The following is a 25286-nucleotide window of genomic DNA, read 5'->3' as shown; positions in this document are numbered from 1 at the left end:
TACGTTAGGCACACAGATCGGTGTACATAACACGTCGTCAATTCAATGGGAGTGATCGTGGGAAAGCTCGATGGCAAGGTCGCGGTGATCACGGGCGGATCAAGCGGTCTGGCGCTGGCCGGCGCCAAGCTGTTCGTCGAAGAAGGAGCGCACGTCTTCATCACGGGCCGGTGGAAGGAAACACTGGATGACGCCGTCGAGCAGCTCGGCCGGAACGTGACCGGCGTGCAGGGCGATGCGGCCAACCTGGACGATCTGGACCGCTTGTTCGACACGGTCAAGCAGGAAAAGGGCGCGATCGACGTGTTGTGGGCCAGTGCCGGGATGGGCGAGCAGCGCAGGCTCGGCGAGATCACCGAGGAGCACTTCGATGCCACCTTCGGGCTCAACGCGCGCGGCACGCTGTTCACCGTTCAGAAAGCACTGCCACTGTTCAACGACGGCGGCTCGATCTTCATGACCGGGTCGAACGCCTCGCTCAAGGGCTATCCGGAGTGGAGCGTGTATGCGGCGAGCAAGGCCGTGCAGCAGGCCTACGCCCGCGTGTGGCTGTCGGAGTTGAAGGACCGGCAGATCCGGGTGAACGTGCTGACCCCCGGCCAGGTCGCCACGCCCAAACAGGATGAGCTGTTCGACGAGGACACGAAGCGGCAGTTCGAATCCCTGATCCCGCGGGGAAAGATGGGCCGCCCCGAGGAGATCGCCACCGTCGCGCTGTTCCTCGCCTCCGACGACTCGAGCTATGTGAACGGGATGGAACTGGCCGTCGACGGCGGCACCGCGGCGATCTGAGCGGCAGAAAGCCAGAGCAGTCAACCTTTTCTTTTCGTCAAATCAAAGACGGGACAACTCATGAGCAGCAGCATCAGCATCATCGGCACCGGGAACATGGCCCGCACCATCGGCGCGCTGGCCCTAGCCGGCGGCAACACCGTCGAGATCATGGGCCGCGACCAGGCCAAGGCCACCGACCTGGCCAAGGCTCTCGGCAGCAGCGCCACGACAGGAGAGTGGGGCGCCGTCCCGGCCGGGGACATCGTCATCACGGCCCTGCTGTACGACGGTGTCGTTCCGGTCGTCGCCGAGTTCGGAGACGCCCTCGCGGGCAAGGTCATCGTCGACATCAGCAACCCCTTCAACGCCACGTTCGACGGACTGGTCCACGGCGAGGAGACCTCAATCGCGCAGGAAGTCGCCAAGGTGGCCCCGGCCAGCGCCAGCGTGGTAAAGGCCTTCAACACCATCTTCCGGCAGGTCCTGGAGAAGGGCCGTCCCGACGTCTTCATCGCCGGCGACAATGCACAGGCCAAGGCGGACGTGGCGGCATTCGTCAAGAGCCTCGGGCTGCGCCCACTGGACGTCGGCGGCCTGAAAATGGCGCACTGGCTGGAAGGCGCGGGCGTAGTCACGATGGGCCTGGCCCGCCACGGCGTGGGGAACTGGGACTTCGCCCTCGGCGTCAACGAGTTCTCCGGCTGAGCGCGACCGCGCTATCGCCGGCACTGTAGGCCTCATGAGGAGCGCGATCGCCGAGCCACTGGTGGGGTCGGACGCGGTTGTAGATGTCGCGGAACCGGCTGGTCTCCACCGCGAGCGCGCCCCGTCGTCGATCGGCGCCCGGTACAGGTACTCGTACTTCAGGCTGCCGTACAACACGGTACGGCCGGTGTCGGGATGGACTCGGCTTCCAAGCTGGACGACAGCTCGAGTGACAGTGCGCGGCCATCGCTGCATCGTCGGTGTTTGTGAAGACAACGGACATGGCCGCGATGGCCGCTGCGCTTGGCGTGGAGGTTGCCGGCTGGGAGAAAGGGTTGGCCGGGCTGATGCTGCGGGTTGGGTCGTGTTTTGCCCGGCCGGACCTCCTGGCACCGCTGGGCCACCCCCAGCATGCTCGCCCACACCTTGACCTACTGCTGTCGTACTAGGCCAGCGTGAGGAAGAGCTTCTCCAGCTGAGCCCGGTCGGCCGCGCCCTGCTCAGTGTCATCGGCCACGCACTGCTCCAGCCCGCTCGCGATCAGCTTGAACCCCGCCCGATCCAGTGCGCGCGACACCGCGGCCAGCTGGATCAGCACGTCCTTGCAGTCGCGGCCGTCCTCGATCATCTGAACCAGCCCGCCAACCTGTCCCTGCGCACGGCGCAGCCGCTTGACCACGTCGGCGAGCACATCCTCGTTCAACTCCACACCGAACTCCTCTGTGAGTGTTCCTGGTCAGCTTGCTTTCCGCTGGGCGATCGACGCGCGCACCTGGTCCATGTCGAGCCCCTGAACCTTGCCGATCAGCTCCTCGAGCGCGGGCGCCGGCAGCGCACCAGGCTCGGCGTACAGCACCACACCGTCCCTGATCGCCATCAGCGTGGGGATCGAGGAGAGTGGCCATTCCCACTCCCTCATCGATACCCCTGCCGGTATCCTGGTCTCATCGCAATGATACCCCCTGGGGTACAAAGGAGAGACGGCTGATGAACATCGGACTGACCGTGCGGATGCGGGCACCGTTCGACCTGGCAGTGGATCGGGTCCGCCTAGCGCTGCGGGAGCAGGGCTTCGGGGTGCTGACCGAGATCGATGTCCGGAGCACGCTTCAGGAGAAGCTCGGCGAGGAGATGGAGGACTACCTCATCCTCGGCGCCTGCAACCCGCCACTCGCCCACCGGGCGCTGGCTGTCGACCGCCAGGTCGGAATGCTCCTACCATGCAACGTGGTCGTACGCGCCGATGGCGACAGCACACTCGTCGAGGCGCTCGACCCCGGCACGATGGTCGAACTCACTGGCGAGGCCGACCTGGCTCCGATCGCCGAGGAGGCCAACCGGCGACTTCGTGCCGCACTCGACGCGCTCATCGGCTGAACGGGCTGGTCTCCAACCGATCGGGGCACGTACGCCTGATCGCGGTCGCCTGCTCCAGCAGTGCGCTCGCCAGCCGGGTCGCCTCGGCCGCCGTGAAAGTCACCCACGCCGGCTGCCGACCGTCCTGGTCAGGGCCGAGCCGCAGCACCACCCGCCCGACCGCCGCCTCGGCGATGACGAACTGGCCGACGTCGACTCTGCGACCGCACCCGGTCAACAGCGTCGATCGCTCACATCTTTGGTCCATTGCGCCACTCCTTGGCCCGATACCCTTAGGGGTATCCGCACCAACCGTCCGAGGTGGCCGGCTATTCCTTCTCTGCGATGGATGGCACGCGAACGGGCGCCGGACCAGCCATTTCTGCTCCAAACCTCCAGACGAGCCAGCCCTACGACCTGCTCTCGGCAGGCTGGTCGCGCCAGTGTGCCGCCAGCGCGATGTGAGACCGTCCGAGCGTCGGACCAGTACTGGTTCGTGATGGCCGCCAGATCACATGATCCTTGGCGGTTGGAGTTCGGACCCGCCGATTCCAGGAGCACCGATGACCGACCAACAACACATGTGGCGAACCAGAACACGACGGTTCGCCGTAAGGTTCGTAACTGTCGTCGCGCTCGGCACCGCCGGCCTGTGCGGTGCTCTCACTGCCAGCGCAGACACCGCCAACCCCGTCCGAACCGCTTCGATCGACGGCCGAGTGGTGAAGGTGTCATACGTGCCAACGCCCATGCGGCCACTCGCCGACGCCCTCGGAGCCACCCAGGCGACAGCCATCAGCCCCACCGTCACGCCCTACGCCACATACGTGACCCAGACCAACTGGGAAGGCTGCGAGGACTACCAGGTATGCATCTGGAGTCAGGATCACTACACCGGCCCTGGATACTTCTTCGGTGGCGACTACGCACCCTGCGAAGGCTGGCGATTCGAGGGCAAAGTACTCCAGGACCACACGTGGTCGATCTGGAGCCGGGCATCCGGACCCATCTCGATCTGGGACCGATACGCAGACGGCACATACCGGTACAACAAGTACGGCTGGCTTCCCCGCGAATACAGCCACGAGACCAAGTTCAGCTACATCATGGACGCCTGGGTCTACGACCCCAACAACAACTGCACCAGCCTCGTCCTCCACTACCCCAGCAACGCCTGAGCGAGTGGCGACCGGCAGGCGGTCTGCCGGATCGGTCCGGCAGACCGCCTGCCGACTTCCAGACCATGGCCGGCCTGAGTGACGCCTGGTTCGGACCGCAACCTCGAACGTGTCCGCCCCTGTACGACGTCAGATCGGATCGACCGTCACGTTGCGCCAGGAAGCCGTGCCGTCGAAGGTACGGACGCCCACAGCGCCCGCGGTGAAGCAGGCCGGATCGGTGTAGGTCGCCGTAGCCGGCTGCGCGTTCGGATCGTCGGCGCGTTTGGCGGAGATGCTGATGGTGCAGCCGCTCACGTGTGCGCTTACGTGGATCCAGGTGCCGACCGGTGAGCCGCCGGGGATCGCGGCGGCGGGAGTCAGCTGGGTCCAGTTGTAGGCCTGCCGGCCGAGGATCAGGCCGGTGGCGCCGACGCCGACGTAGTAGCCGTTCAGTGCGTCGGTGCCGATGTCGGGATCGCTGACCCGGAGCAGCAGGCCCGCGTTGCCGTTGGCTCCGGCCGAGTTGCGGCGCACGTCGCCCTCGAGCACGTAGTTGGTCCATCCGGTCGAGCCGGCCAGCGACTTGCTGCCGCCGGTACCACCGGCGCTCTCCGACATGACGCCGCCGCTGAGACCCCAGGTCCCGCCATAGTGCTTCCAACCCTTCTGCGAACCACCCGACGCACCGCCGGTCCAGGGCGCCGTATAGGGCAGCACACCCGCGTTCGCGCTCTCGGTCCGTTCCGACCTCGGCTGACCCGCGAGGTTCGACGGAGCGGTGTAGCGCACCTCGCGGCCATCGACCGACGGCAGCAGGCTCGGGCTGTAGTTGGACAGGCTGCCCGGCCCGCCGTCCTGGATCTGCAACGGCGCCGGGAACCACGACCAGGCGCCGTCACCGTTGTTGGTGTTGACGAACACCGCCTCGTGATTCTCGTACGCGAACCCGTCGCCGGCGGTGTAGCGCACGTGCATGCCCGCCATCAGCAACTGCCCGTTCGGCCCACCGCCAGGACTCCAGGTGACGTACGGGCTGGAGCCGAGGTAGCGGCCATCCGTGGTCTGCACGAACGTGCCCCGGTCCGCCGGTCCGCTCCCCCAGACATTGCCGCCGTCGATGGACTTCTTCAGGTAGGCCTCGCAGGCGCCCCGGCTGGTCGAGCAGATCTCGTAGGCGAGCACGAACGTGCCGTTCGGCAGCCGGGTGACCGTCGGCATGCCCGGCCGCTCCACCTGCGGCGGCGACGCGACATCCTTCACCAACCCGGGCGCGTAGTTCGTGCTGCCGTCGGGGTTCGCGCTCCAGGTGTCGCCTCCGTCGTTGGACACGACATGGCCGACGAACTGCGAGTGCGTGGCTCGCTGCCGCTCGTCGGCGAAGAACGCGACCAGCTTGCCGGCGCCGTTCAGGGTGAGGAACGGTTCCCAGATTCCAGGGTCGTCACCGCCGACGTCGGCGTTGCGCGCGTACTGGTACATGCTGACGTACGTCCACGTCGCGCCGTGGTCAGTGCTGCGCCACAGCTGGAAGTTCGTGGAGTTGTCCGTGCCGATCACGTTCGCCGTCAACAACAAGGTGCCGGCGGGATAGGCGCCCACCTGCTGCGGCAACTCGTACAGGAACGGCTGATAGATGCTGGACGAGGGATGCGCGGCGCCGGTCTGCCCGTCAGCGACGTTGGCCAGTGACGACCAGGAAGCCCCGTCGTCCAGACTCTGCCGGACCGGCACCCTGGCCTCGCCGTCGTTGACACCGAACTCGAACGTCGCCAGCAGACGACCGTTCGCCGCCCCCGAATGAGCCAGCCGGATCACCCGCGCGTAGGTAACGCCTTCGTTGGGCCCGACCGAGTACAGGGCAGTGCCCACGGTGTTGGCCGACGCCAAGCCCGGCGACCACCCAAGCGTCGTGAGGAGTACCAGCGCGATCAGGAAGGCTGCCCGGCGAGCACGATGTGACTTCATCGAACCTCCACTTCGAAGTAGGAGATCTCCGACACAGGTTGTCGGATGGAGTTTGCTCCCTCCTGCTGGCGCCGCGCTGGCGCGGATCGGCAAACTCGCTTCACACGTTGGCGATCCCGATGATGATACGAGATGGTAATATCCGTATCCATACCATTGCCCGATCCGGCGTTCTCTCCGACGATCCCGGCCTTACGCCGTAGGATCCCTCGCATGACCAAGAGGGACTCGATCGACCGCCACATCGCGCTGTGGAAGCGCGAGGTGCCCGGACTCGATCCGGTCGTCGAGGGTGCCGTCGTGCGCATGCAGGTGCTCGTCCGACGCATGCATCGACTCCGGGCCGGCACGGTCGCCGCGCACGGCCTGAAGAGCTTCGAGTACGACATCATCTGGCACTTGCGCGCCCTCGGCGCGCCGTACCGCGGCGCACCGACCCTGATCGCCGAACGCGCCGGAATTCATCCCGCGACACTGACCAGCCGGTTGGACCGCCTCGAGCATGCCGGATACGTGAAGCGGATGCACGATCCCTCAGATCGCCGTCGACTACTGATCGAGCTGACCGACAAGGCGCACGCGGCTCTGGACGAGTCGATAGGAGTCAACATCGACGCGGAGAAGGCTCTGCTCTCGGCCCTGACCCGATCCGAGCGCTCGCAGCTGTCGAGTCTCTTGCGCAAGCTCGTGCTCGCCGCGGAATCCGAGGGATCCCAGCTGCTCGCCACCGACGACAGCCCGTCCCGGCGATCCTCCGCCACGTCCGAGTAGTTCGACAGACACCACCTGAGCCGGTTGTGTACGGAGCGGACAGCTGTCGGCGAGCCCGGGGCGCACCAGTGCTGTCAAACAGGTTCGACGCGTTCGACGGCCAACGTGGCGATGGCGGACAGGACGAAGGGCCAGGCACCGGAGTGAGGGTTGATCAGCTCGAGGTGGCCGGTCCCGCGCAGCACCCACACGTCACTACGGTCTCCGGCGGCCCGGGCGGCAGCCGCATACGATCGGCTCACCTCCAGCGGAACGCTCGTGTCCAGCTCGCCGTGAATCAGGATGCTGGGAACGCCCGTGGGCACCAACCTGGTCGGGTCCGCCGTCGCGAACCGCTCCGCGCAAGAGGACGGATCGCCGCCGATGAACTGGTCGACGGCCCGGTTCCCGAGCCCCAGGCCGCTTGCCAAACCCAGGTCGGAGACGCCCGCGAGCGCGATGACGCCCGCGAACACAGGCGGGGCACATCCGGCCAGCCCCGCCGGCGCCTCCCGCAAACGGTGCCGGGACGCCGCCCACAGAGCCAGGTGACCGCCCGCCGAATGCCCCAGCAGCACGATCCTGCCGTTCGGGCTCGCCGTGACCGCATGGGATACGCACGCGTCAACAGCGGAAGCGACGTCCCGGAACGTGCCGGGCCATCCTGACTCGACACCGCCCGGCCTGCCATACTCGATCGAGTACACGGTGTTTCCGGCCCTCGCGAGCGCGGCGCACAGCCGCCTGACGTGCCGCCGAGTGTAGGCGGCCCGCCAAAAGCCACCGTGGATGACGACAAGCTGAGCAATGACCGGCTCCGACCGGCTCTCCCAGACCTCGATCACATTGTCCGCCGCCGGGCCGTAGACGATCTCGTAGTCATAGCCGGCGCTGGCCTCACTCATGCCTCAAGTCTTACCGCGGCCGGCGACCCAGTGCTTCCGGCTGTCGATACATAGCCGGCGGCAAGCTCCACATGTCGGGCATTACGGCACCGCGCCGACACAGAACTGACATGTCACAAAGTCCAGTCACGCTCAGCGCGTGATAGTCCACATTTCTCTCGTAATAGTTCACGCGTGACGACCTAGCATGGCCGTGTTCTCATGACAGAAGGGAAGGCCATGGCCCGTAACGTGAGAATGGCTCTGACCACCGGGATTGCCGGCTTGCTCGCCGCCTCCGCAGCGCTGGTCCCGGTCAATGCCGCGCAAGCCGCTCCTGTGCGCTACGAGGCGGAAAGTTCTCCGGCCACCTGTGACGGCACGATCGACTCCAACTACCCCGGGTTCTCCGGTACCGGATTCTGCAACACCACCAATAGCAGCGGTGTGGCGGCGCAGTTCACGGTGAACGCGCCTCAGGCCGGCAACGCGACGCTCTCGGTCCGGTTCGCCAACGGGACGGCCACCGCTCGGCCGGCGAACGTCACCGTCAACGGCTCGTCCGCCGCGTCGGCGTCGTTCGAGGGCACGGGAGCGTGGTCGGCGTGGGCGACCAAGACGCTCACGGTTCCGGTCGGTTCCGGCAGCAACGTCATCCGGCTCACCGCCACCGGGTCCGGCGGGCTGCCCAACGTCGACTACCTCGACGTCGAGGTCGGTGGGACTACACCGCCGGCGGGGTCGGTGCTCTACGTGGCACCGGGCGGTAGCGACTCCGCGTCCGGAACCCTCTCGGACCCGACGACGCTCCCCTCCGCACTGACCCGCATCCAGCCCGGCGGGACGATCTACCTGCGCGGCGGAACGTACGGCTACTCCCAGACCGTCACCATCGCCCCGGGCAACAGCGGCACCTCGAGCGCACGCAAGACCCTGTCGGCCTACCAGAACGAGACACCGGTACTGAACTTCTCCGCCCAGGCCGAGGACTCCGCCAACCGGGGACTGGCACTGAACGGGTCGTACTGGCGCCTGTACCGCATCGTCGTCGAGCACGCCGGCGACAACGGAATCTTCGTCGGCGGCAGCAACAACATCGTCGAACGCACGGTGACCCGCTTCAACCGCGACTCCGGGCTCCAGCTGTCGCGGATCGCGTCCGACACGCCACAGAGTCAGTGGCCGGCCGGCAACCTCATCCTGAGCGCCGAGTCGCACGACAACGCCGACTCCGACGGCGAGGACGCCGACGGCTTCGCACCGAAACTCACCGTCGGACCGGGGAACGTCTTCCGCTACACCGTCTCCCACAACAACATCGACGACGGCTACGACCTCTACACCAAGCCCGACACCGGTCCCATCGGAGTGGTGACGATCGAGGACTCGCTGTCGTACAACAACGGCACGCTCAGCGACGGCTCCCAGGCCGGGAACGGTGACCGCAACGGCTACAAGCTCGGCGGCGAGGACATCGGTGTCAACCACATCGTCCGGCGCAACATCGCCTACCACAACGGCAAGCACGGCTTCACCTACAACCGCAACCTCGGCACCATGACCGTGTCGGACAACGTCAGTATCGACAACGCCGAACGCAACTTCTCCTTCGACGGCGGCACCTCGGTGTTCCGCAACAACACCTCCTGCCGCAGCTCATCCGGAACCAACGACCGCATCATCGGCGACGCCGACAGCTCCAACCAGTTCTGGTCCGGCACCAACGGATCCCGCTGCTCCTCCTACGCCGGCGCCCTGCACTGGTCCTTCGCCGCCGACGGCCACCTCGTCGTCACCTTCGGCTCGTAGCTCCTCACTCCATCCGTCCACGAGCCAGGGCGCTGACCACGAGCGTGCCAATTCCTGCCCGGTCTTGGCGCGCTCGTGGTGGTATTGGGGGAAAGGCCCGTGCGACGGCGGATACCGGACGCACTACGGCTCGTTCGGGTCCGTGGGAGGTGAAGCTCGGTGGCCAAGCCTACGATCAGGGCCGGTCTGGCTCCGACGAGGCGCGTCTCGGACCGGGTGGTGCGCAACCGCGACGCGAGGGTGAGGTTGACCCGGCGGGTCCGGTTGGCGTTCCTCGTGCCGGCGGCGATCTACGTGCTGTTCGCGTTCGTCGTACCGGTGGTCTACAACCTGGTTCTGAGCTTCGAGCAGACGTCGCCGGCCACGATCTCCGAGCTGGTCGCACCGTTTGCCGGGTTGGAAAACTACAAGCTGGTTCTGCTCGACCCGACCACGCAGAGCGTCATCGTGCGGACGTTCGTGTTCACCGTGGGGTCGCTGGTCTTCCAGTTCCTGATCGGGTTCGGCCTGGCGCTGCTGTTCAACCTACGCTTCCCGTTGAACCGGCTGGCCCGCTCGCTGGTGATCATCCCCTGGCTGCTGCCGCTGCTGATCACCGGCTTCACCTTCCAGTTCCTCTTCCAGCAGGAAGCCGGCGCGGTCAACCAGATCCTTCAATACCTGCACCTCGTCGACCGGCCCATCGGGTTCCTGCTCACGCCGAACCTGGCGTTCGTCAGCATCCTGGTGGCCAACATCTGGATCGGCATCCCGTTCTTCACTGTGCTGCTGTTCAGCGCGCTCCAGGACGTGCCGATCGAGCTACAGGAGGCAGCGATGCTGGACGGCGCGAACGCCTGGCAGCGGCTGACCCGGGTGACGATACCGATCATCCGGCCCGTCATCGAAGTGGTGTTCGTGCTCGGGTTCGTCTTCACCGTGAAGGTGTTCGACGTGGTGATCGGGCTGACCCAGGGCGGCCCCGCCAACACCACGCAGCTCCTCGCACCCTGGGCGTACAACCTGACGTTCCAGCAGTTCAACTACGGCGCGGGCGCGGCGCTCAACACCGTGTTGCTGCTCATCGCGCTGCTGGCCGCGCCGGTCTACATCTGGCTCAACCGGGAGTCGCTTCGAGGAGGCGGGTCATGAACCGGCGACAGCGACCCGTCACCACCGTGCTGGCCACGATCGGCTCACTGCTCGCGCTGGTGGTCCTGCTGTTTCCCTTGTACGCGGTCATCATCGCCTCGTTCGAGACCAACGAGCAGCTCATCGGCGCGCGCTACAACTTCTTCCCGCCGACGCCGACCCTCGACAACTACCGCAACGTGATCGACGTGCAAGGCGGCCACATCGCCAGCACGCTGCTGATCGCCGTGGGCACAGCGCTGCTGACCCTGGTCATCTCGGTGCCGGCCGCGCACGTGCTGGCGAGGTATCGCTTCCGGGTGACGGGAATCCTCGTCGGAGGGCTGCTGGTGGCGCAGATCCTCCCGTCGATCGTGATCGCCAACTCGCTGTTCCTGCTGTACCACAAGCTGGACCTGCTGAACACGTACCCCGGGCTGATCCTGGCCGACGCGAGCTACGCCGTGCCGTTCGCCATCCTGGTCGTGCGAGCCTTCATGCTCGGGCTGCCTGCCGATGTGTTGCAGGCAGCCGAAGTCGACGGCGCCGGCGAGTGGCGGACGTTCACCAGCATCGTGCTGCCGATGAGTCGTTCGGCCATCATCACCGTGGCGGTGTTCGCGTTCCTCAACGGCTGGGGCGACTTCATCTTCGCGCTGACGCTGCTGCCCGGCAGCAGCGGCATGACGCCGATCACCCTCAGCATCTTCTCCTACATCGGCCAGTTCCAGCAGAGTCTCGGCTCGGCCATGGCGTTGGCGGTCATAGGGCTGCTGCCCGCGGCGATGCTGCTGATCGCCGCGCAACGCTACATCGCGGCCGGCCTGACAGTCGGCTCAGTCAAGGGATAGGCCCCATACGGCCTGCACCGGAAAGCAGAGGACTCCATGCACAGGACAACACCGCGGCGCCGGTTGTTCGGCGCCGGTGCGGCCGCGATCGCACTGGCCATGACGGTCACGACGGTCACCGCCTGCGGCTCGTCGTCGGACGACAGCGGCAAGGTCACGCTGTCGATGCTGGACTACTACACCACCGGCGGCGGTAACGACGCGGTGAACTGGTACATCAAGAAGTTCGAAGCCGAACACGCGGGCGTCGACGTCAAGCGGCAGAGCGTCCCGTTCGGCGATCTGATGCCCAAGGTGCTGCAGGCGGCAACTGCCTCCGACCTGCCCAACATCGTCATCATCGACAACCCGAACGTGCAGCAGGTCGCGGCCACCGGCCAGCTGCGCGCCTTCGACGACCTGCCCGGCTACACCACAGCGGGCTACTACGACGGTGCCATCAAAGAATGCGCGTTCCAGGGCAAGCACTACTGCTACCCCGTGGGCGCCAACTCCACCGGCCTGTTCTACAACAAGAAGATGCTCGACGCGGCCGGCGTCAAGCCGCCGGAGACGTGGGCCGAGCTGGTGACCGCGGCCAAGCAGCTGACCAAGCAACCCACCTACGGCATGGCGTTCTCCGCGCCGGGTGACGAGCAGGCGACCTGGCAGCTGGAGCCGTTCTTCTGGACCAACGGGGCCAGCCTGAGCAAGGTCGACTCCCCGCAGTTCGTCCAGGCCCTCGAGCTGTGGACCACGCTGGTCGAGCAGGGCTCGACGTCCAAGTCGATACTGCAGTGGGACCAGGCCCCGGAGCTGACCCAGCAGTTCCTGCAGAAGAAGACGGCCATGATGATCAACGGGCCGTGGATCCTCCCGGATCTGGACAAGGCCGGCTGGAAGTACCAGCAGGACTACGGCATCGCGGAGATCCCCGTACGGCAACCCGGCCAGAAGGTCATCGCCCCACTCGGCGGTGAAACCTGGACGCTGGGCAACTCCGGCGACGACGAGCAGAAGAAGCTGGCCTGGGAGTTCGTCAAGGGACTCCAGGAGTCGTCGGTCATGCAGCACATGACCAAGGCGATGTACTACCTGCCCACCAAGCCGGCCGTCACCGAGGAGTTCCTGAAGGGCGGACCGGAGTACAAGGTCTTCGCGCAGGAGTCGTTGACCGCCCGGCCGCGCACCACCGAGTACGGCGCGAACTACCCGAAGGTCTCACAGGCGATCTGGACGGCGATCCAGGCCGCCATCACCGGCACCAAGACACCGGCACAGGCACTCCAGGAGGCGCAACGGGTCGTGGCGTCCGTACCGCGACAGCAAGGCTGACCGGCCACCTGAGGCGTTGGTGTTCAGGTTTGGTCGCGGCGTGCCGTGGTGGCCAGCGTGACCGCGCTCATCGCAGGCATGGCGATCGAGCAGAAACCCAGCAGCGTGACACCGAGCACGACGGTCGGCAACGGCCCGGACGGACCCGTGGTCAGCAGCACCGCGGCGCCGACCGCGCCGAACGCGTATCCGGCCGGCATGGGGATCCGCGAACCGAACCGTGCGGTCAGGCGCCCGCTGGCGAACGCACCGACTCCGATCGCAACGGTCAGCGGGAAGATCGACATCCGGCGTGGAACGAGGTCTGCCGAAGAGATCCCTGCAGCAACCGGGATACGCACAGGAGCGTTCCGTAGAGACAGAAGTTGAAGATCAGGCCGGCTGCGGTGCCCGCGGAGAACCGGCGAGACGCGAAGATGCGCAGCGGCAGCATCGGTGCGGAGCGACGATGCTCGACGGCCACGAACAGCCCGCCGGCCGGCCTGTCGAGCTCGTCGAGGCGGCTATGCGGTCGGCTTGAGAATCTCGAGCATGGCGGTCGTCGCGGGCGGGTCGGGCGGCTCGCCGTACGTGACGGCGTAGATGTGCCGGGTGAAGCCATCGATCTCGGTGGTGTGGATCCCCGGCGTGCGGTGCGCCTGGAGTGCGAGGCCGGGCAGGGTGGCGACCGCCATGCCGGCTGCCACGAGCGACTGGATCACGACGATGTCGTCACTGGAGTACGCGATCCGCGGAGTGAAGCCGGCTTGCCTGCAGGCGGCGACCATCGTCGCGCGGCAGCGCTCGCATCCGCCTACCCAGGCGGAGTCGCGGTGGTCCTCCATGCGTTGGTCCGCCTCCTGGCTGACCAGATAGAGCGGGTCGTCCAGCAGGTGGGTCAGCCGGAAGCCCGCCTCCTCGTCCGGAGTGTCCGCGTGCCGGAAGACCAGAGCGATGTCGACGTGCCCGGCGCGCAGCATTCGCAGCCCGTCGACGGGGTGCACGTCGACCAGGTTCAGCTCGATACCCGGGTACGACGTGGCCAGCTCGGCCGCCGCCTTGGGGACGATCGTGCTGAGGACCGTCTGGAAGCCGGCGACCCGCACCCGCCCGGCCCGGAGCCCGACCTGGGCGGCGATCTCGACGGAGGTCGCCTCCACCCGTCCGATGATCTCCCTGGCCCGCTGGGCCAGCAGCTCGCCCTCGGGAGTGAGCCGGATGCCGCGGCCAACGCGCTGGATGACCCGGGCACCGATCGAGGCCTCCAGCCGCCCGAGGTGATGGCTGATCGACGGCTGGGAGTAGTGCAGCTCCTTGGCCGCCTCGGTCACCGATCCGTGGCGTGCGACGGCCTCGAGTACCCGAAGGTGCGTCAGGTTCATCCATCAAGTTTATCTATTGATGTGTGGAAGATTTGGCATTGGACGTCATGACCGCTGGCAGCGAGCATTGTTGTCATGACAGAGCAGATGACCATCCCCGTCGACTCGCCGCCCAGGCCCGGCCTGGCCGAGCTGGTCGCCCGTATCCAGTCACGCACCCGCCGGCGGGCGGACCCGCGGACCATCGCGAAAGACGTGGCCGACGTCCTGGCGGAGGCCAGGCCGGACGTCGACCTCCTGACCGAGGCCGAACGGGCCGGCTCGCCCGACGGCTACACCCGGCACACCCTGCACGCCGAGGCCGCGTTCTCGGTGTCCGCGGTGGTGTGGCGGCCGGGCCAGGTGACCGAGATCCACGACCACCTGGTGTGGTGCTCGTTCGTGGTGTTGCAGGGCTCCGAAACCGAGACCCTGTACGACATCGACGGCGACCGCCTGGTCGAGATCGGCGAGCGGCACCGGCCCGCCGGCTCGGTCAGCGGCGTGGCGCCACCCGACGACATCCACCGCGTCCGCAACACCGGCGACACGGTCGCGATCACGCTGCATGTGTACGGCGCGGACCTCAGCAACGGCAGCAGCGTGCGCCGCACCTACGAGCAGCGGCACGACCGCTGACGGGACCAGCACCTGAAGCTGCTCACCGTGTGCCGTCGTCCTGGTTTCGTTGGGCGAGGCGTTGGAGCTGCCCTTCGTGTACGTCGGCCACCCATTCCCAGCCAGGCTTGGCCGTTGGGCCGATCCGTGGGTCGGCGGGGACGCTGCCGTCTTGTAGGGCCTGCACGTACGCGCGGTCCAGTCGGATCCGTGCGCGGACCTGATCGCCCATGCCCACGGATCCGTGGCCGGGGACGAGGATGTCGACGTGGTTGGCCGCGTCCTCGACCAGTTGTAGTGCGGCGAGGTAGTCCTGGATCGGGTCCGCGGCGGCCACGTCGAGCATCGGAACCAGGACATCGGACAGCATGTCGCCGGCGACGAGTACCCCGCGTTCCTCGATCAACAGTGCCGCATGGCCCGGGGCATGTGCCTGATGCTCGAGGACGCGGACTCGCGGGCCGTCCCAGGGAATCTGCGCGGTGTCGGCGGGCAGGCCGGCGATGCGGCCGAACAGGTCGTCAAGCGGTACCTGCCCGGCGATTTCCGTCTCGAGCAGATGCTCGGCGATGCCGGCCTTCGCAGCTGCGTCCGACAGGTGCTCCTGGACTGTGGCCGCGCAACGCACCGTGCCGTAACGGGGTGCCGAGCCGAGCCGGGCGTGCCAGAGCAGGTGATCCCAGTGCGGATGGGTGGAGAACCCTGCCACAACAGGCTGGTCCAGCTCGCGAACGTCGTTCGCGAGCTGGGCCAGCTCGGATTCGGTCACGCCGGGGTCGATGAGCAACACACCGGCCGGGCCCTGCACCACAACGGCGTTGGTCTGCACGAACTCGCTCTGGTGGACCAGCACACCATCCGCGACCTGCCTCAGCACGAGCTCGTCTCCTTCGCGTCCCGGATGGCGTAGTGGTGCATCGTGACTCCGTACTCGAACGTGCGCTGCTCGAGCAGGTCGAGCTCGATGGGCAGGTCGTACTCGTCGAACAGCGGCCGGCCGAAGCCGAGGATCGCGGGATGGGTGGTGAGCAGCAGCTCGTCGAGCAGGTTGGCGCGGAGCAACTGGGTGGCCAGCGCCGCGCCGCCCACACTGATCGTGCCGTCGGTCTGGGCGCGGAGGGCGGCGAGCTGCTCGATCGCGTCGTCTCCGCCGATGATCCGGGTGTTGTGATCGGCACTGCGGCGGGTGCGGGAGACGAGCACCTTGGGCTTCGCGGTCCAGATCTCGCCGTACTCACGCAGAACGTCCGGCAGCGACGCGTCGTCGCGCGCCCGCGGCTGATATTCCTCCATCGTCTCGTAGATGATCCGGCCATGGACCATCAGCGCGAGCTCCCGTGTCCGCGCGTTGGCCTCGCGGTGCAGCTCCTCGCTGAGGCGAAGCCACTCCCCCGCGCCGTTGTCCCCCGGGACCTGCTCGATCCGCAGGTCGAGGGACACGTTCATCGCATACACGAACCGGCCCATCGTCACCTCATCCCCAGAGTGCTTGCGATTTGCAACTACTATATTGGGAGCGACCTACCTGTCAAGGAGGAGTTGTGGAACCACGGTCCGGGTGTCCGATCAACGCCGCCGTCGAGGTACTCGGGGATCGCTGGTCGTTGCTCGTCCTGCGCGACATCAGCTTCGGCGACCGCCGCCACTTCCGGGCGCTGCTCACCGGGTCGATGGAGGGCATCGCGTCGAACATCCTCGCCGACCGCCTCGTACGTCTCGTCGATGCGGGGATCCTCACCCGCGGCACCGCCGCCCGCGGCCAGCGCGCCCGCTACAGCCTCACCGAAGCCGGCATCCAGACCCTGCCGATCATCTGCGCCCTCGGCAACTGGGGCCTCGACTGGCGCCCGGGCAGCACCGAACTCCGCAACCGCCACCACCTCATCCGCGACGCGGGCCCGGCGTTCGTCGAGCAGCTCATGGACGAGCTCCGCGTTCGCCACCTCGACGCCCCACCAAAGCCGCACGACGGCCCGTCCGCCTTCGCACGCCTCGACGCCGCCTCCGCCGTCGAACAGGAACGAGTCGACTGAGCAGCACGACAAGCGCAAGCGCACCGAAGCATGCCGGCGCACTCGAAGTGTCAGGTCGGGTTGGACAGGTCGGTGTTAGCGTCTGCGAACGCTTGTGCGGCGAGGATGGCCTGGCGTCGGAGGGTTCGTGGTTCGACGACGAGGACGTCGCTTCCGAGCATTCGGATCACGGTGAGGGCGTTGTCTTCGTCTTCCAGGACGAGTTCGGCGTTGGCCCAGCCGTGTGGGTCGGGTTCGGAGATGGTTCGAGCGTGAGCCTGTACCCAACGCACACGGGTGAGGGCGCTCCCGCGCAGCCGTAGCTTGACGACGGTCCGTGGAAGCGTGTCGGTGTAGGAGTTGACTGTGGCCTGCCAGTGGACAACCAGGTCGAAGTCGGGACGGCGGGTGAAGGTCTGCTCTGTCGGGACCACGTGCTGGATGCGAGAGACCCGATAGGTGCGGTACTCCTCGTCCCGGATGGCGATCAGATACCAGTTCGCGCCTTTGCAGACCAGACCCAGCGGCGTGACGAGCAGATCGCGTTGTGAGGTGCCGTACCGGATGCGGATCAGGCGGTCGGACCAGACCGCCTTGTAGAGCTGGGGCAGCCATGGCTCCGGGTTGCTGACCGATCCCCAGGGCGTGGGGTCGAGATGGATGCGCTGCTGGGCGTGCTCGGCTTGGTCGCGCAAGGTCGGGTTGATGGCGGCCAGGAGCTTCAACTGTGCGGCCGTGGCATGCTCGGTGACGCCGAGGGCCGCCGCCGCGGCCGGAACACCGCTGAGAAACAGAGACTGCGCCTCGTCGGTGGTCAGTCCGGTCAGCCGGGTGCGATAGCCCTCCAGCAGGGAGTAGCCGCCGTGGTTGCCGGCCTCGCCGACGATCGGAATCCCTGCCGCGTTCAACGATTCGACATCCCGGTAGATCGTCCGCACTGTGACCTCGAGGGCGTCGGCCAGGTCCCGCGCCCGCATCCGGCCACGGGACTGCAGCAACAGCACGATGGACACCAGCCGGCTGGCCCGCATCCCAACATTCTGCCAAAGCAACTGACAGCAGATGTCAGCAGAGCTCGCTAGCGTCACAGCTGCCACCACAACTCTCGCGTTCTGGAGACGCCATGAGTAGGAAGACTGTCGACGAGACACCCGCTGACCAGCTGACGCTGCGGACTCGTTCACGTCGCGCGGCTTGGATCGCCGGGCCGTTGCCAGGGTTGCTGGCCGCTGTGCTGCTGCTGGGAGTGGCCGACTCGATCACCGGCCCGTACCTCGTGCTGTTCGGCGCCGACCAGGCACGGCTGTCGCCGTTGGCCATCGGGACGTTCGTTTCGGTCACCGGGCTCAGCGGCATGGTGATCAGCACCTGGCTCGGCCGGCGCTATGACCGGAATCCGAGCCGCCGTCCGCTGTTGCTGGCCGTCAGCGGATCGGCCGTCGGCTACCTGTTGCTGACGCAGACGACATCGTTTCCAGTGTTGCTCGTCATCGGCGCGGTGTTCCTGGGAACGGGTGCGGCGGCTTTCCCGCAACTGTTCGCGCTGGCTCGCAGTCATCTTGACCGGGGCGGCAGAACTGAACGGGCAACGCCCGCGCTACGGTCCATGTGGTCGATGGCCTGGGCGGTCGGCCCGATGGCCGGTGGTGCGATCCTGGCCGCCTACGAGTTCGATGGGCTCTTCCTGGCCGCGGCGATCTGTTTCGCCCTCGTCGCGGTGCCCCTGCTGCCGCTCCGCGTACCGCGGGCCGTTACGTCGGTCCCGAGGGGCACCCATCAAAGCGAGCCAGGCCGGCCGAAGTGGCTCGTTCCGCTCGTCGTGGCAAGCTTCGCGCTGTTCCACACCGCGATGTTCGCCGGCTCGGTCGCCCTGCCCCTCTACGTCACCGACGAGCTCGACCGCCCCTACGGCGACGTCGGTCTTATGTTCAGCGTGTGCGCGATCGTGGAGTTCGTCGCCGCACTCGCGCTCACTCGGATGCCCGCCCACGTCAACAGGGAACGCGTCATCCTGCTCGGCTTCCTGCTGTTCCTCGCCTACTTCGCCCTCATCGCCGTTTCCAGCAGCGTCTGGCTCATCGTCGCCGCCCAAGCCGCGCGCGGCACCGCCATCTCGGTCGTGCTCGCACTCGGCATCACCTACTTCCACGATCTCCTGCCACGCCAGCCGGGCCGGGCCACCACCCTGCTGTCCAACACCGCCGTCGCCGGGTCCCTCGTTGCCGGGATTCTCGCGGGTGCGACCGCGGAGGCGCTTGGATTCCGCGCAGCCCTCATCCTGTGCGGCGTACTCTGCGCCATCGGATGGCTGCTCCTCATCGCCGCACGCACCTGTCGCAACACCCCCACCCGAAACGACGCCTGAGGCTCCCCGGGCAGCCTGCGTTTCCGCGTGGAGCGCTGGAGGGCTTCAGTCGCGCGGGCTCGGGGCCACCTCGCGCACCATCACGCAGTTGCCCTGGCCCTTGGGCCGGTCGTAGGTGAAGCCTTCGCGCTCGTACATCGTGCGGGTGCCGTTATAGAGGAACGAGGAGTTCTTCTTCCGGACCCCGCCGGTGTCGTGCGGGTAGCCCTCGACCAGGCCGCCGCCGGCCTGCGCGACCAGTCCGACGGCTCCACGCAGGGCGAGCGCCGCCAGGCCCCGACCGCGAAAGCCGCGCTCGACCAGGATGCAGGTGACCCGGTAGTCGGGCAGGCGCTCGGCAGTGGCGAGGTACTCCTTACGATGCTGGATGTCGGGCAGCTCCTCCGGTGACCCGTACTCCGCCCAGGCCACGGCCCGGTCGCCGTGGTAGACCAACGCCGCGTGCGCGATCCCCTCGACCACCAGACGTTGCTTGAGCGCCCGGTTCCCCTCCGCGCTCTGCCCCTTGTCCGCACAGTCCGGATGGAACTTCGTGCACCAGCAGCTGGCGAACATGCCCCCGTTCCGCTCGACGAGAGCGGCGAAGTCGTCGAACGTCTCCGGCGTGAGCGCCCGGATCGTGAAGTCGGACATGCCGGCAACATACATCCCACTGCCGACAGGTCCACGGCGGTTCAAGATCCCCGACCCCCGCGCCGTGCATGGCGCGCGGTTCGATAGTAGGTGAGGAACATGTCCACACCACTGGTGATGAGCTCCTGTGTGCGCTTCTTGTTGATCCGCTCGCCGTAGGCGATGTGGGTGAAGTGGGGATAGAGGACGAGTCCGTAAAGCTGGACCAGGGCCAGATCGATGTCGGGGATGTCGAGCTCGCCGGTGTCGATTCGTTTGCGGAACTCCTCAGCGAGGATGGCAGATGTCGGGCCGGGGCCGTTGGCTTTCCATGCTCGGCCGAGCTCGGGAAACCGCTGTGCCTCGCTGGCGACCAGGTTGCGTAGCGCAAGCACCTGCGGCTGCGCCATACCTGCCACCCATCCTCGCGCTGTCTGCACGAGGATCTCCTGGATGTCGTCCGACTCGGCCAGGCTCTTCTCCAGGGCGATCGTCGCCTGTTGGAGTGCCTCCCTGAGGGCGTCGTGGACGACGGCGAGAAACAGCTCTCTCTTGCTTCCGAAGTGGTTGTAGATCGTCACCTTCGATACGTCGGCCTGTTCGGCGATGAGGTCGATGCCGGCTTCGAAGCCGCGAGCAAGGAATACCACGCGGGCGGCGTCGACGATTGCCCGACGCTTGAGATCGGCGCGCTCGCCGGTGGGCGTCCGTCGTCCTCCATCACTCATGTCTGCACGATACCAGACTGATGAACTGCCCCGTTCAGTTCAGCTGAACTGAACGGTTGCGTTCACATGAACTGAGCCGTACAGTTCATCTGACGGTCGGTCGAGGATCGACGCCTTCCACACCTGACCAAGGGAGTGCACACCATGTTGCGTGAGCCCGTACTGACCGCGGTGGTGCCCGCGGCGCCGCGCCGGGATCGCCGGACCGCACGGTTGGCGCTGTTGTCGTTCGCGATGCTGATCGTTTCGCTGGATCAGTACATCGTCGTGGTCGCATTGCCCGAGATCGGCCGTGACCTGGGCTACTCAGCCCAGACTCTGCAGGCGGTCATCAGCGCATACGCGATCGCCTCCAGCGGGTTGTTCCTGTTCGGTGGCCGGGCCGCGGACCTGCTCGGCCGGCGCCGGGTCCTGATTACTGGGCTGGTGATCTATGCCGTGGCGTCGGCCGTCGGAGGGCTGGCGACCGTGCCGCTCCTCCAGCTCACCGGCCGCGCTTTGCAGGGACTGGGTGGCGCGTTGGTCTTCCCCAGCACTTTGGCGATCATCAACACGACCTTCACCGAGGGCCGCGAGCGAAATCGCGCACTGAGCGTATGGGGCGGAGCCGGCGCTGCCGGCCTGGTCATCGGCGTTCTGCTCGGAGGAGTGCTCACCCACACCTTCGGGTGGCAGGCGGTGTTCTTCGTCAACGTTCCGCTGGCCGGCGTCGCGATCGTGCTGGCGTTCGCGCTCATTGGCGCAGACCGGGCACGTGAGGTGGGTCGGCGGTTCGACCTGCCCGGCGCACTGAGTGCCACCGCCGCGGTGACCCTGCTGGTGTTCGCGCTGGTGCGTGGACCAGACGCAGGGTGGGGCTCACCGAGGATCGTGGCCGCTGTGGTGGCCGGGTTGCTGCTGCTCGGAACGTTCACGGTGATCGAGCGGCGCAGCACCGATCCGCTGCTACCACTCCACCTGCTGACCAACCCCAGCCTCATCCTGGCCACGACCGTCGCGTTCCTTTTCACGGCCACCTTTGGGTCACTGCTGTACTTTCTGTCCATCCACCTCCAGGACGTCTGGGGATATGACCCGCTGGCCACCGGCCTCGGGTTTCTGCTGCCCACCGCGGTGGTGGTCTCCGGCTCGGTACTGGCCGGCCGCGTCGTCACCCGGATCGGCGTCCGGCGCACGCTGTTGGGCGCACTCGCCGTAGGCGCCGCAGGCGCATGCTGGCTCGGGTTCACCCTCACACCGGATGGCTCCTACGCCTGGCTGGTGCCCGGGCTGATCGCTGTCAGCATCGGCGACGGGATGGTGTTCACGACCATGTACATCGCCGCGTCGACCGGTGTACCCGACCGCCAGCAGGGAGTCGGTTCGGGGATCGTCACCACCGGTTCAGGGATTGGCGCAGCACTCGGCCTCGCCGTGCTGGTCCTGATCGCCAATGCCAACGCCCGCGGACTCCAGGGCGACGCGCTGCGAATCGCCACCAGCGGCGGGATCAGGGCCGCGGTCTTCGCCATCGCCGGCGGCATCGTGATCACCTCCCTGATCGCACTTACCACCCGGCGCCGCTCAGCTCAACTCACCTGACGGAGGTCGGGCACATGCGGATCGCAGATCGGACGGAGCTTCCGGGCGGAAGCAGGCGCCAGGGACGGGTGACCGCGTTGCAGGGTGCCGCCTTGTACCTCGGCGCGGTGCTCGGAACCGGCGTGGTCGCGTTGCCGAGTATGACCGCGCGAGCAGCCGGGCCGGCGTCACTGCTCGCCTGGCTCGCGCTGGTCGTTCTCTCGGTGCCGCTGGCAGCGACCTTCGCGGGACTTGCGGCGCGGTATCCCGACGCGGGTGGAGTGGCCACCTACGTCCGCCGCGCGTTCGGCACCGGCGCCGCGGCGGTGACCGGCTGGTGGTCGCGACGGTGCGCTACCCGCGTGGCTCGCTGCCGGTAGCGCGGTCGGCGAAGTCCCGCGCCGCAGCCTCGCCGTGCTGTCGACGGTCGCCGGCGCCTGCTATCTCGGAGTGGCGATCAGCGGCGCCGCGATCGAACCGCTCGTGCTCGCGTCGTCGGCGTCGTTCGCGGCGGTGTACGCGGCCGGCGCGGCCGCCGCGACCAGGCTGCTGCCACGGCACAGCCTGGTTCGCGCCGCGGCGTACGTCTCTGTCGCCCTTGCCTTGCTGCTGCTGGCCGCCACCGGCCGGTATGTCATCTTCCCACTCGCGATCGCCGTCGCATCCGTCGTGTACCAACGGCTACGGGCATCGCACCAGGCAAGCACCATCGAGCAGACCGCGTGACACAACCAGGCACGCCAGGATTGACGGGCTCGACGACCAGGCCGCCCTCTGACGCTGCCGCTACGTCTGGCGGTCGGTGGGTCCTTCTTGCCGGCGCGGCGACCGCTTCTGAGCGATCAGTACGTCGATGCCGTCCAGGATCCGCTCGAGGCCGAAGGTCACGTCGGCGTCGTGGACCTCGTCGGTGTACTGGTCGCCGGCCATCAGGGCGGCCAGGATCGAGTATCCGAGTTCGTGCAGCCGAGGTTGCAGGAATCGTGTCACCGCTGCCGGCTGGACGGAGGTCATGGTGCTTTCGCGCACATCGCGACGCGTGCTGGCGATCCGCCGGGCATAACCGTCCAGCAGCAACGCGCACGACAGGCTTTCGGTGGGACTCAGCCCGGCACCGGTCAGCACCTTCAGGATCGCCTCTGCCCAGCCGAGCATGTTCGGCGTCACCGGCGCTCCGCGGATGGGCAGATCGCAGAGCCAGGGGTGGACGTCGCACCGATCGACCATCGCCTGCGTCCAGACGGTCGCCGCGGCTCGCCAGTCCGGTGCGTCGGCGACCCGGTCCGGTGCCGGACCCCAGGCTGCGTCACCGAGCAGTACCAACAGCTCGTCGCGGGATCTGACGTACCTGTAGATCGCGTTGGCGGTCAGCCCAAGCTTCTGGGCGATCTTGGGCATCGACAACGCGGCGAACCCGCCGGCATCGGCGAGCTCGAGGGCCGCGCCGACGATCTGCTCGACGCTCTGCGTCGGCTTCCGGCCGAGCTTGTTCGACTTGGCGGGCAGGCCCCACGCCAGCACGAGCCCCGGTGGCAGGTCCGCATCGTCGGTCATCGTGTCGGTCAGCGGCATCAGGTCGGCTCCTCACGCCCCGCGGAACTCGGTATTTGACTTCGTGTGTACCTTACACTTTATATTAGTGTGGCCCACACACGAATACAGAGAATGCGAGCACGCCATGGGACAGCAGGATCACCACGACCGACCGGGTCGGCGACGACCGCGGTTCGACCTTTCTCGCCGGCTCGGAGTGCTGCTGACCGCGGCGTTGCTCACGAGCTCGGCGGCGGCCTGTGCAGGAGCAGGCGGAGCAGCCGGAGCAGCCGGAGCCAGGACGAACGACCGTGGCATGCCGGAAACTCCCGCGGACGCCGTGGTCTCGACCGACGCCGGCGTAGTACGCGGCACGCTCACCGCGGAGGCCCGGCTCTTCCAAGGAATTCCCTACGCCGCACCGCCGGTCGGCCGGCTCCGCTGGGCATCGCCGCAACGGGCCGCGTCCTGGCGTGGCATCCGGGACGCCACCAAGCCCGGGAATCGCTGTGCCCAGGCCGAAGGGCTGATCGACGAGGCCAGCACGACCGAGGACTGTCTCTACCTCAACGTCACCACGCCACGCGACAGCCGCGCACACAAGCTGCCGGTCATGGTGTGGATCCACGGCAACGGCTTCATCAACGGAGCCGGCAGCCTGTACGACGCACAGCAGTTGGCGAACAGCGGCCAGGTCGTCGTGGTCAGCCCCAACTACCGGCTGGGCATCTTCGGCTTCCTCGCCCATCCGGCGCTGAACCACGGAGGAGCTCGGCAACTTTCGGGGAACTTCGGCCTCGAAGACCAGCAGGCCGCGTTGCGGTGGGTCCAGCGCAACGCAACGGCGTTCGGCGGCGACCCGGGCAACGTCACGATCTTCGGTGAGTCCGCAGGAGGCACCAGCGTCTGTTCCCAGCTGGTCGCGCCAGGATCGGCAGGACTGTTCCAGAAGGCGATCCTGCAAAGCGCCCAATGCACCGGGCAGAAGTGGTCGCCCGGACCGCCGACCTGGTTTCCGCTGCCACGCTCCGAACGCGAGCAGCACGGCCTCGATGTCGCAGCCAAGCTCGGCTGCTCCGACCCGCGCACTGCCGCGGCCTGCCTGCGAGCCAAACCTACGGCCCAGCTCACCAAGTGGTCCGACGACGGCGTCGGATCAGGACCCACCGTCGGCGGTGGCATGCTGCCCCTCAGCCCGGATCGCGCCTTCGCAACCGGCCGCTTCAACCACGTACCGATCATCCAGGGAACCACGCGGGACGAGCACCGCCTGTTCACCGCGGCAATCGAAGCAGCAACCGGCCAGCTGACGACCCCCGCCAGCTATCGCGAAGAAATCCACACGCTGTTCGACCAGCCGGACGCCGAACGGATCCTGACCCGCTATCCCGTCGAACAGTTCCGTTCCGCCGGCGAGGCATTGTCGGCCGTCGTCACCGACTGGGCGTGGGGCTGCCCGGTCCTCGACCGAGACCGCGCACTCGCCGCACGGACACGCCTGTACGCCTACGAGTTCGCCGACGAGACCGCTCCGTGGTTCAGCACCCTCCCCAAACCCAACTTCCCGGCCGGCGCGTTCCACGGCGCCGAACTGCAGTACCTCTTCACCGACGAGCAACTCCCAGGCCCGAGCACACCCGCACAGCAACAACTCTCCACGACGATGATGCGCTACTGGACGCAGTTCGCACGCACCGGAAGCCCGAACGGTCCCGGCCTGCCACGGTGGCAGCCATTCCAGAACAAGGACCACGTCCAGTCACTCGCCACTCCAAGAATCACCTCGGCCGACCTCGCCCAGGAACACCAATGCGCCTTCTGGACCTCAATAGGCTCGTGA

Annotated in this window: 28 protein-coding genes and 1 pseudogene; 16 read left to right on the top strand and 13 right to left on the bottom strand. The window is 67.2% G+C overall.

The genetic code is table 11. From position 1 onward, the window contains the following. Positions 1-57: 57 nt before the first annotated feature. Together ACYVF6_RS41715 and ACYVF6_RS41710 are read left to right on the top strand one after the other, a co-directional pair. Positions 58-792 carry an SDR family NAD(P)-dependent oxidoreductase gene (locus tag ACYVF6_RS41715; RefSeq protein ID WP_460530986.1) on the top strand — a complete coding sequence of 245 codons (735 nt, stop codon included), beginning with the start codon at positions 58-60 and terminating at the stop codon, positions 790-792. Positions 793-843: 51 nt separating this feature from the next. Continuing rightward, positions 844-1479 (top strand): annotated as a pseudogene (locus ACYVF6_RS41710) (NADPH-dependent F420 reductase); the annotation flags it as partial. Between the two features lie 445 nt (positions 1480-1924). On the opposite strand, the gene ACYVF6_RS41705 reads toward ACYVF6_RS41710, so the two are convergent. Together ACYVF6_RS41705 and ACYVF6_RS41700 are read right to left on the bottom strand one after the other, a co-directional pair. Next, positions 1925-2188 carry a metal-sensitive transcriptional regulator gene (locus ACYVF6_RS41705; protein ID WP_460530984.1) on the bottom strand — a complete coding sequence of 88 codons (264 nt, stop codon included), beginning with the start codon at positions 2186-2188 and terminating at the stop codon, positions 1925-1927. Positions 2189-2215: 27 nt separating this feature from the next. Beyond that, a complete protein-coding gene (locus ACYVF6_RS41700) occupies positions 2216-2398 on the bottom strand; it encodes a YbbN family protein (RefSeq protein ID WP_460530981.1) in 183 nt (60 codons plus the stop codon). Positions 2399-2466: 68 nt separating this feature from the next. On the opposite strand from ACYVF6_RS41700, the gene ACYVF6_RS41695 reads away from it, so the two are divergent. After that, entirely contained in the window at positions 2467-2856 is a 390-nt protein-coding gene (locus ACYVF6_RS41695) for a DUF302 domain-containing protein (RefSeq protein WP_460530978.1), read from the top strand. On the opposite strand, the gene ACYVF6_RS41690 is transcribed toward ACYVF6_RS41695, so the two are convergent. Next, positions 2846-3103, bottom strand: coding sequence for a hypothetical protein (locus ACYVF6_RS41690; RefSeq protein ID WP_460530975.1), 258 nt, complete (start codon positions 3101-3103; stop codon positions 2846-2848). The genes ACYVF6_RS41695 and ACYVF6_RS41690 overlap by 11 nt on opposite strands. A 469-nt stretch (positions 3104-3572) precedes the next feature. Between ACYVF6_RS41690 and ACYVF6_RS41685 the strand changes: the two genes are divergently transcribed. Beyond that, on the top strand, positions 3573-4013 hold the full coding sequence (locus ACYVF6_RS41685) for a peptidase inhibitor family I36 protein (RefSeq protein WP_460530972.1): 441 nt from the start codon (positions 3573-3575) through the stop codon (positions 4011-4013). Positions 4014-4142: 129 nt separating this feature from the next. Here the strand turns inward: ACYVF6_RS41685 and ACYVF6_RS41680 are convergent, their stop codons facing one another. Continuing rightward, positions 4143-5960: a hypothetical protein gene (locus ACYVF6_RS41680; protein ID WP_460530969.1), complete on the bottom strand. Its 1818-nt coding sequence runs from the start codon at positions 5958-5960 to the stop codon at positions 4143-4145. 213 nt (positions 5961-6173) lie between these two features. On the opposite strand from ACYVF6_RS41680, the gene ACYVF6_RS41675 reads away from it, so the two are divergent. After that, positions 6174-6731 (top strand): MarR family winged helix-turn-helix transcriptional regulator, encoded by a 558-nt coding sequence (locus ACYVF6_RS41675; protein WP_460530966.1) that lies wholly within the window; start codon positions 6174-6176, stop codon positions 6729-6731. Between the two features lie 74 nt (positions 6732-6805). On the opposite strand, the gene ACYVF6_RS41670 is transcribed toward ACYVF6_RS41675, so the two are convergent. After that, positions 6806-7615, bottom strand: a complete 810-nt coding sequence (locus ACYVF6_RS41670) for an alpha/beta hydrolase family protein (protein ID WP_460530963.1) — start codon at positions 7613-7615, stop codon at positions 6806-6808. A gap of 237 nt (positions 7616-7852) precedes the next feature. Here ACYVF6_RS41670 and ACYVF6_RS41665 point away from each other — a divergent pair, with 237 nt between their 5' ends. The 4 genes from ACYVF6_RS41665 to ACYVF6_RS41650 all read left to right on the top strand — a co-directional run bounded on the left by ACYVF6_RS41665 (position 7853) and on the right by ACYVF6_RS41650 (position 12678). Continuing rightward, positions 7853-9403, top strand: coding sequence for a carbohydrate-binding protein (locus tag ACYVF6_RS41665; protein ID WP_460530960.1), 1551 nt, complete (start codon positions 7853-7855; stop codon positions 9401-9403). A 159-nt stretch (positions 9404-9562) separates the two neighbouring features. Beyond that, positions 9563-10534, top strand: coding sequence for a carbohydrate ABC transporter permease (locus ACYVF6_RS41660; RefSeq protein ID WP_460530957.1), 972 nt, complete (start codon positions 9563-9565; stop codon positions 10532-10534). Then, entirely contained in the window at positions 10531-11364 is an 834-nt protein-coding gene (locus ACYVF6_RS41655) for a carbohydrate ABC transporter permease (RefSeq protein WP_460530954.1), read from the top strand. The genes ACYVF6_RS41660 and ACYVF6_RS41655 overlap by 4 nt, the downstream gene beginning before the upstream one ends. 36 nt (positions 11365-11400) lie before the next feature. Next, positions 11401-12678 carry an ABC transporter substrate-binding protein gene (locus ACYVF6_RS41650; RefSeq protein ID WP_460530951.1) on the top strand — a complete coding sequence of 426 codons (1278 nt, stop codon included), beginning with the start codon at positions 11401-11403 and terminating at the stop codon, positions 12676-12678. 23 nt (positions 12679-12701) lie between these two features. Here ACYVF6_RS41650 and ACYVF6_RS41645 read toward each other — a convergent pair whose 3' ends face one another. Together ACYVF6_RS41645 and ACYVF6_RS41640 are read right to left on the bottom strand one after the other, a co-directional pair. Then, positions 12702-13019 carry a hypothetical protein gene (locus ACYVF6_RS41645; protein WP_460530948.1) on the bottom strand — a complete coding sequence of 106 codons (318 nt, stop codon included), beginning with the start codon at positions 13017-13019 and terminating at the stop codon, positions 12702-12704. A 162-nt stretch (positions 13020-13181) separates the two neighbouring features. After that, complete coding sequence (locus ACYVF6_RS41640) at positions 13182-14039, bottom strand: LysR family transcriptional regulator (RefSeq protein WP_460530945.1); 858 nt, start codon at positions 14037-14039, stop codon at positions 13182-13184. A gap of 75 nt (positions 14040-14114) precedes the next feature. Here ACYVF6_RS41640 and ACYVF6_RS41635 point away from each other — a divergent pair, with 75 nt between their 5' ends. Further along, a complete protein-coding gene (locus ACYVF6_RS41635; RefSeq protein WP_460530942.1) occupies positions 14115-14657 on the top strand; it encodes a cysteine dioxygenase family protein in 543 nt (180 codons plus the stop codon). Between the two features lie 22 nt (positions 14658-14679). Here ACYVF6_RS41635 and ACYVF6_RS41630 read toward each other — a convergent pair whose 3' ends face one another. Beyond that, a complete protein-coding gene (locus ACYVF6_RS41630) occupies positions 14680-15513 on the bottom strand; it encodes an MBL fold metallo-hydrolase (RefSeq protein ID WP_460530939.1) in 834 nt (277 codons plus the stop codon). Next, positions 15507-16103 carry a dihydrofolate reductase family protein gene (locus ACYVF6_RS41625; RefSeq protein WP_460530936.1) on the bottom strand — a complete coding sequence of 199 codons (597 nt, stop codon included), beginning with the start codon at positions 16101-16103 and terminating at the stop codon, positions 15507-15509. The genes ACYVF6_RS41630 and ACYVF6_RS41625 overlap by 7 nt, the downstream gene beginning before the upstream one ends. Before the next feature lie 74 nt (positions 16104-16177). Between ACYVF6_RS41625 and ACYVF6_RS41620 the strand changes: the two genes are divergently transcribed. After that, positions 16178-16669: a winged helix-turn-helix transcriptional regulator gene (locus ACYVF6_RS41620; RefSeq protein WP_460530933.1), complete on the top strand. Its 492-nt coding sequence runs from the start codon at positions 16178-16180 to the stop codon at positions 16667-16669. A 50-nt stretch (positions 16670-16719) separates the two neighbouring features. On the opposite strand, the gene ACYVF6_RS41615 is transcribed toward ACYVF6_RS41620, so the two are convergent. Continuing rightward, positions 16720-17679, bottom strand: coding sequence for a helix-turn-helix transcriptional regulator (locus ACYVF6_RS41615; protein ID WP_460530930.1), 960 nt, complete (start codon positions 17677-17679; stop codon positions 16720-16722). Between the two features lie 92 nt (positions 17680-17771). On the opposite strand from ACYVF6_RS41615, the gene ACYVF6_RS41610 reads away from it, so the two are divergent. Continuing rightward, positions 17772-19013 (top strand): sugar efflux transporter, encoded by a 1242-nt coding sequence (locus ACYVF6_RS41610; protein WP_460530927.1) that lies wholly within the window; start codon positions 17772-17774, stop codon positions 19011-19013. A gap of 45 nt (positions 19014-19058) precedes the next feature. On the opposite strand, the gene ACYVF6_RS41605 is transcribed toward ACYVF6_RS41610, so the two are convergent. Both ACYVF6_RS41605 and ACYVF6_RS41600 read right to left on the bottom strand, forming a co-directional pair. After that, the gene (locus ACYVF6_RS41605; protein WP_460530924.1) at positions 19059-19646 is read right to left on the bottom strand and encodes a GNAT family N-acetyltransferase; all 588 of its coding nucleotides are present in this window, start codon (positions 19644-19646) and stop codon (positions 19059-19061) included. A 41-nt stretch (positions 19647-19687) separates the two neighbouring features. Continuing rightward, a complete protein-coding gene (locus ACYVF6_RS41600) occupies positions 19688-20353 on the bottom strand; it encodes a TetR/AcrR family transcriptional regulator (RefSeq protein ID WP_460530921.1) in 666 nt (221 codons plus the stop codon). Positions 20354-20497: 144 nt separating this feature from the next. On the opposite strand from ACYVF6_RS41600, the gene ACYVF6_RS41595 reads away from it, so the two are divergent. Genes ACYVF6_RS41595 through ACYVF6_RS41585 form a run of 3 tightly spaced genes read left to right on the top strand, consistent with a single transcriptional unit; the run spans position 20498 to position 22639 of the window. Continuing rightward, entirely contained in the window at positions 20498-21934 is a 1437-nt protein-coding gene (locus ACYVF6_RS41595) for an MFS transporter (protein ID WP_460530918.1), read from the top strand. A 14-nt stretch (positions 21935-21948) separates the two neighbouring features. Further along, positions 21949-22293 carry an amino acid permease gene (locus ACYVF6_RS41590; protein ID WP_460530915.1) on the top strand — a complete coding sequence of 115 codons (345 nt, stop codon included), beginning with the start codon at positions 21949-21951 and terminating at the stop codon, positions 22291-22293. A 34-nt stretch (positions 22294-22327) separates the two neighbouring features. Then, the gene (locus ACYVF6_RS41585; RefSeq protein ID WP_460530912.1) at positions 22328-22639 is read left to right on the top strand and encodes a hypothetical protein; all 312 of its coding nucleotides are present in this window, start codon (positions 22328-22330) and stop codon (positions 22637-22639) included. A gap of 60 nt (positions 22640-22699) precedes the next feature. On the opposite strand, the gene ACYVF6_RS41580 is transcribed toward ACYVF6_RS41585, so the two are convergent. Further along, complete coding sequence (locus ACYVF6_RS41580) at positions 22700-23485, bottom strand: TetR/AcrR family transcriptional regulator (protein ID WP_460530909.1); 786 nt, start codon at positions 23483-23485, stop codon at positions 22700-22702. A 277-nt stretch (positions 23486-23762) separates the two neighbouring features. On the opposite strand from ACYVF6_RS41580, the gene ACYVF6_RS41575 reads away from it, so the two are divergent. Continuing rightward, positions 23763-25286, top strand: coding sequence for a carboxylesterase/lipase family protein (locus tag ACYVF6_RS41575; protein ID WP_460530906.1), 1524 nt, complete (start codon positions 23763-23765; stop codon positions 25284-25286).

The sequence above is a fragment of the Flindersiella endophytica genome (assembly GCF_054779015.1).
The sequence above is the reverse complement of the archived record's forward strand: the minus strand, read 5'-3'. Positions and strand labels throughout refer to the sequence as shown.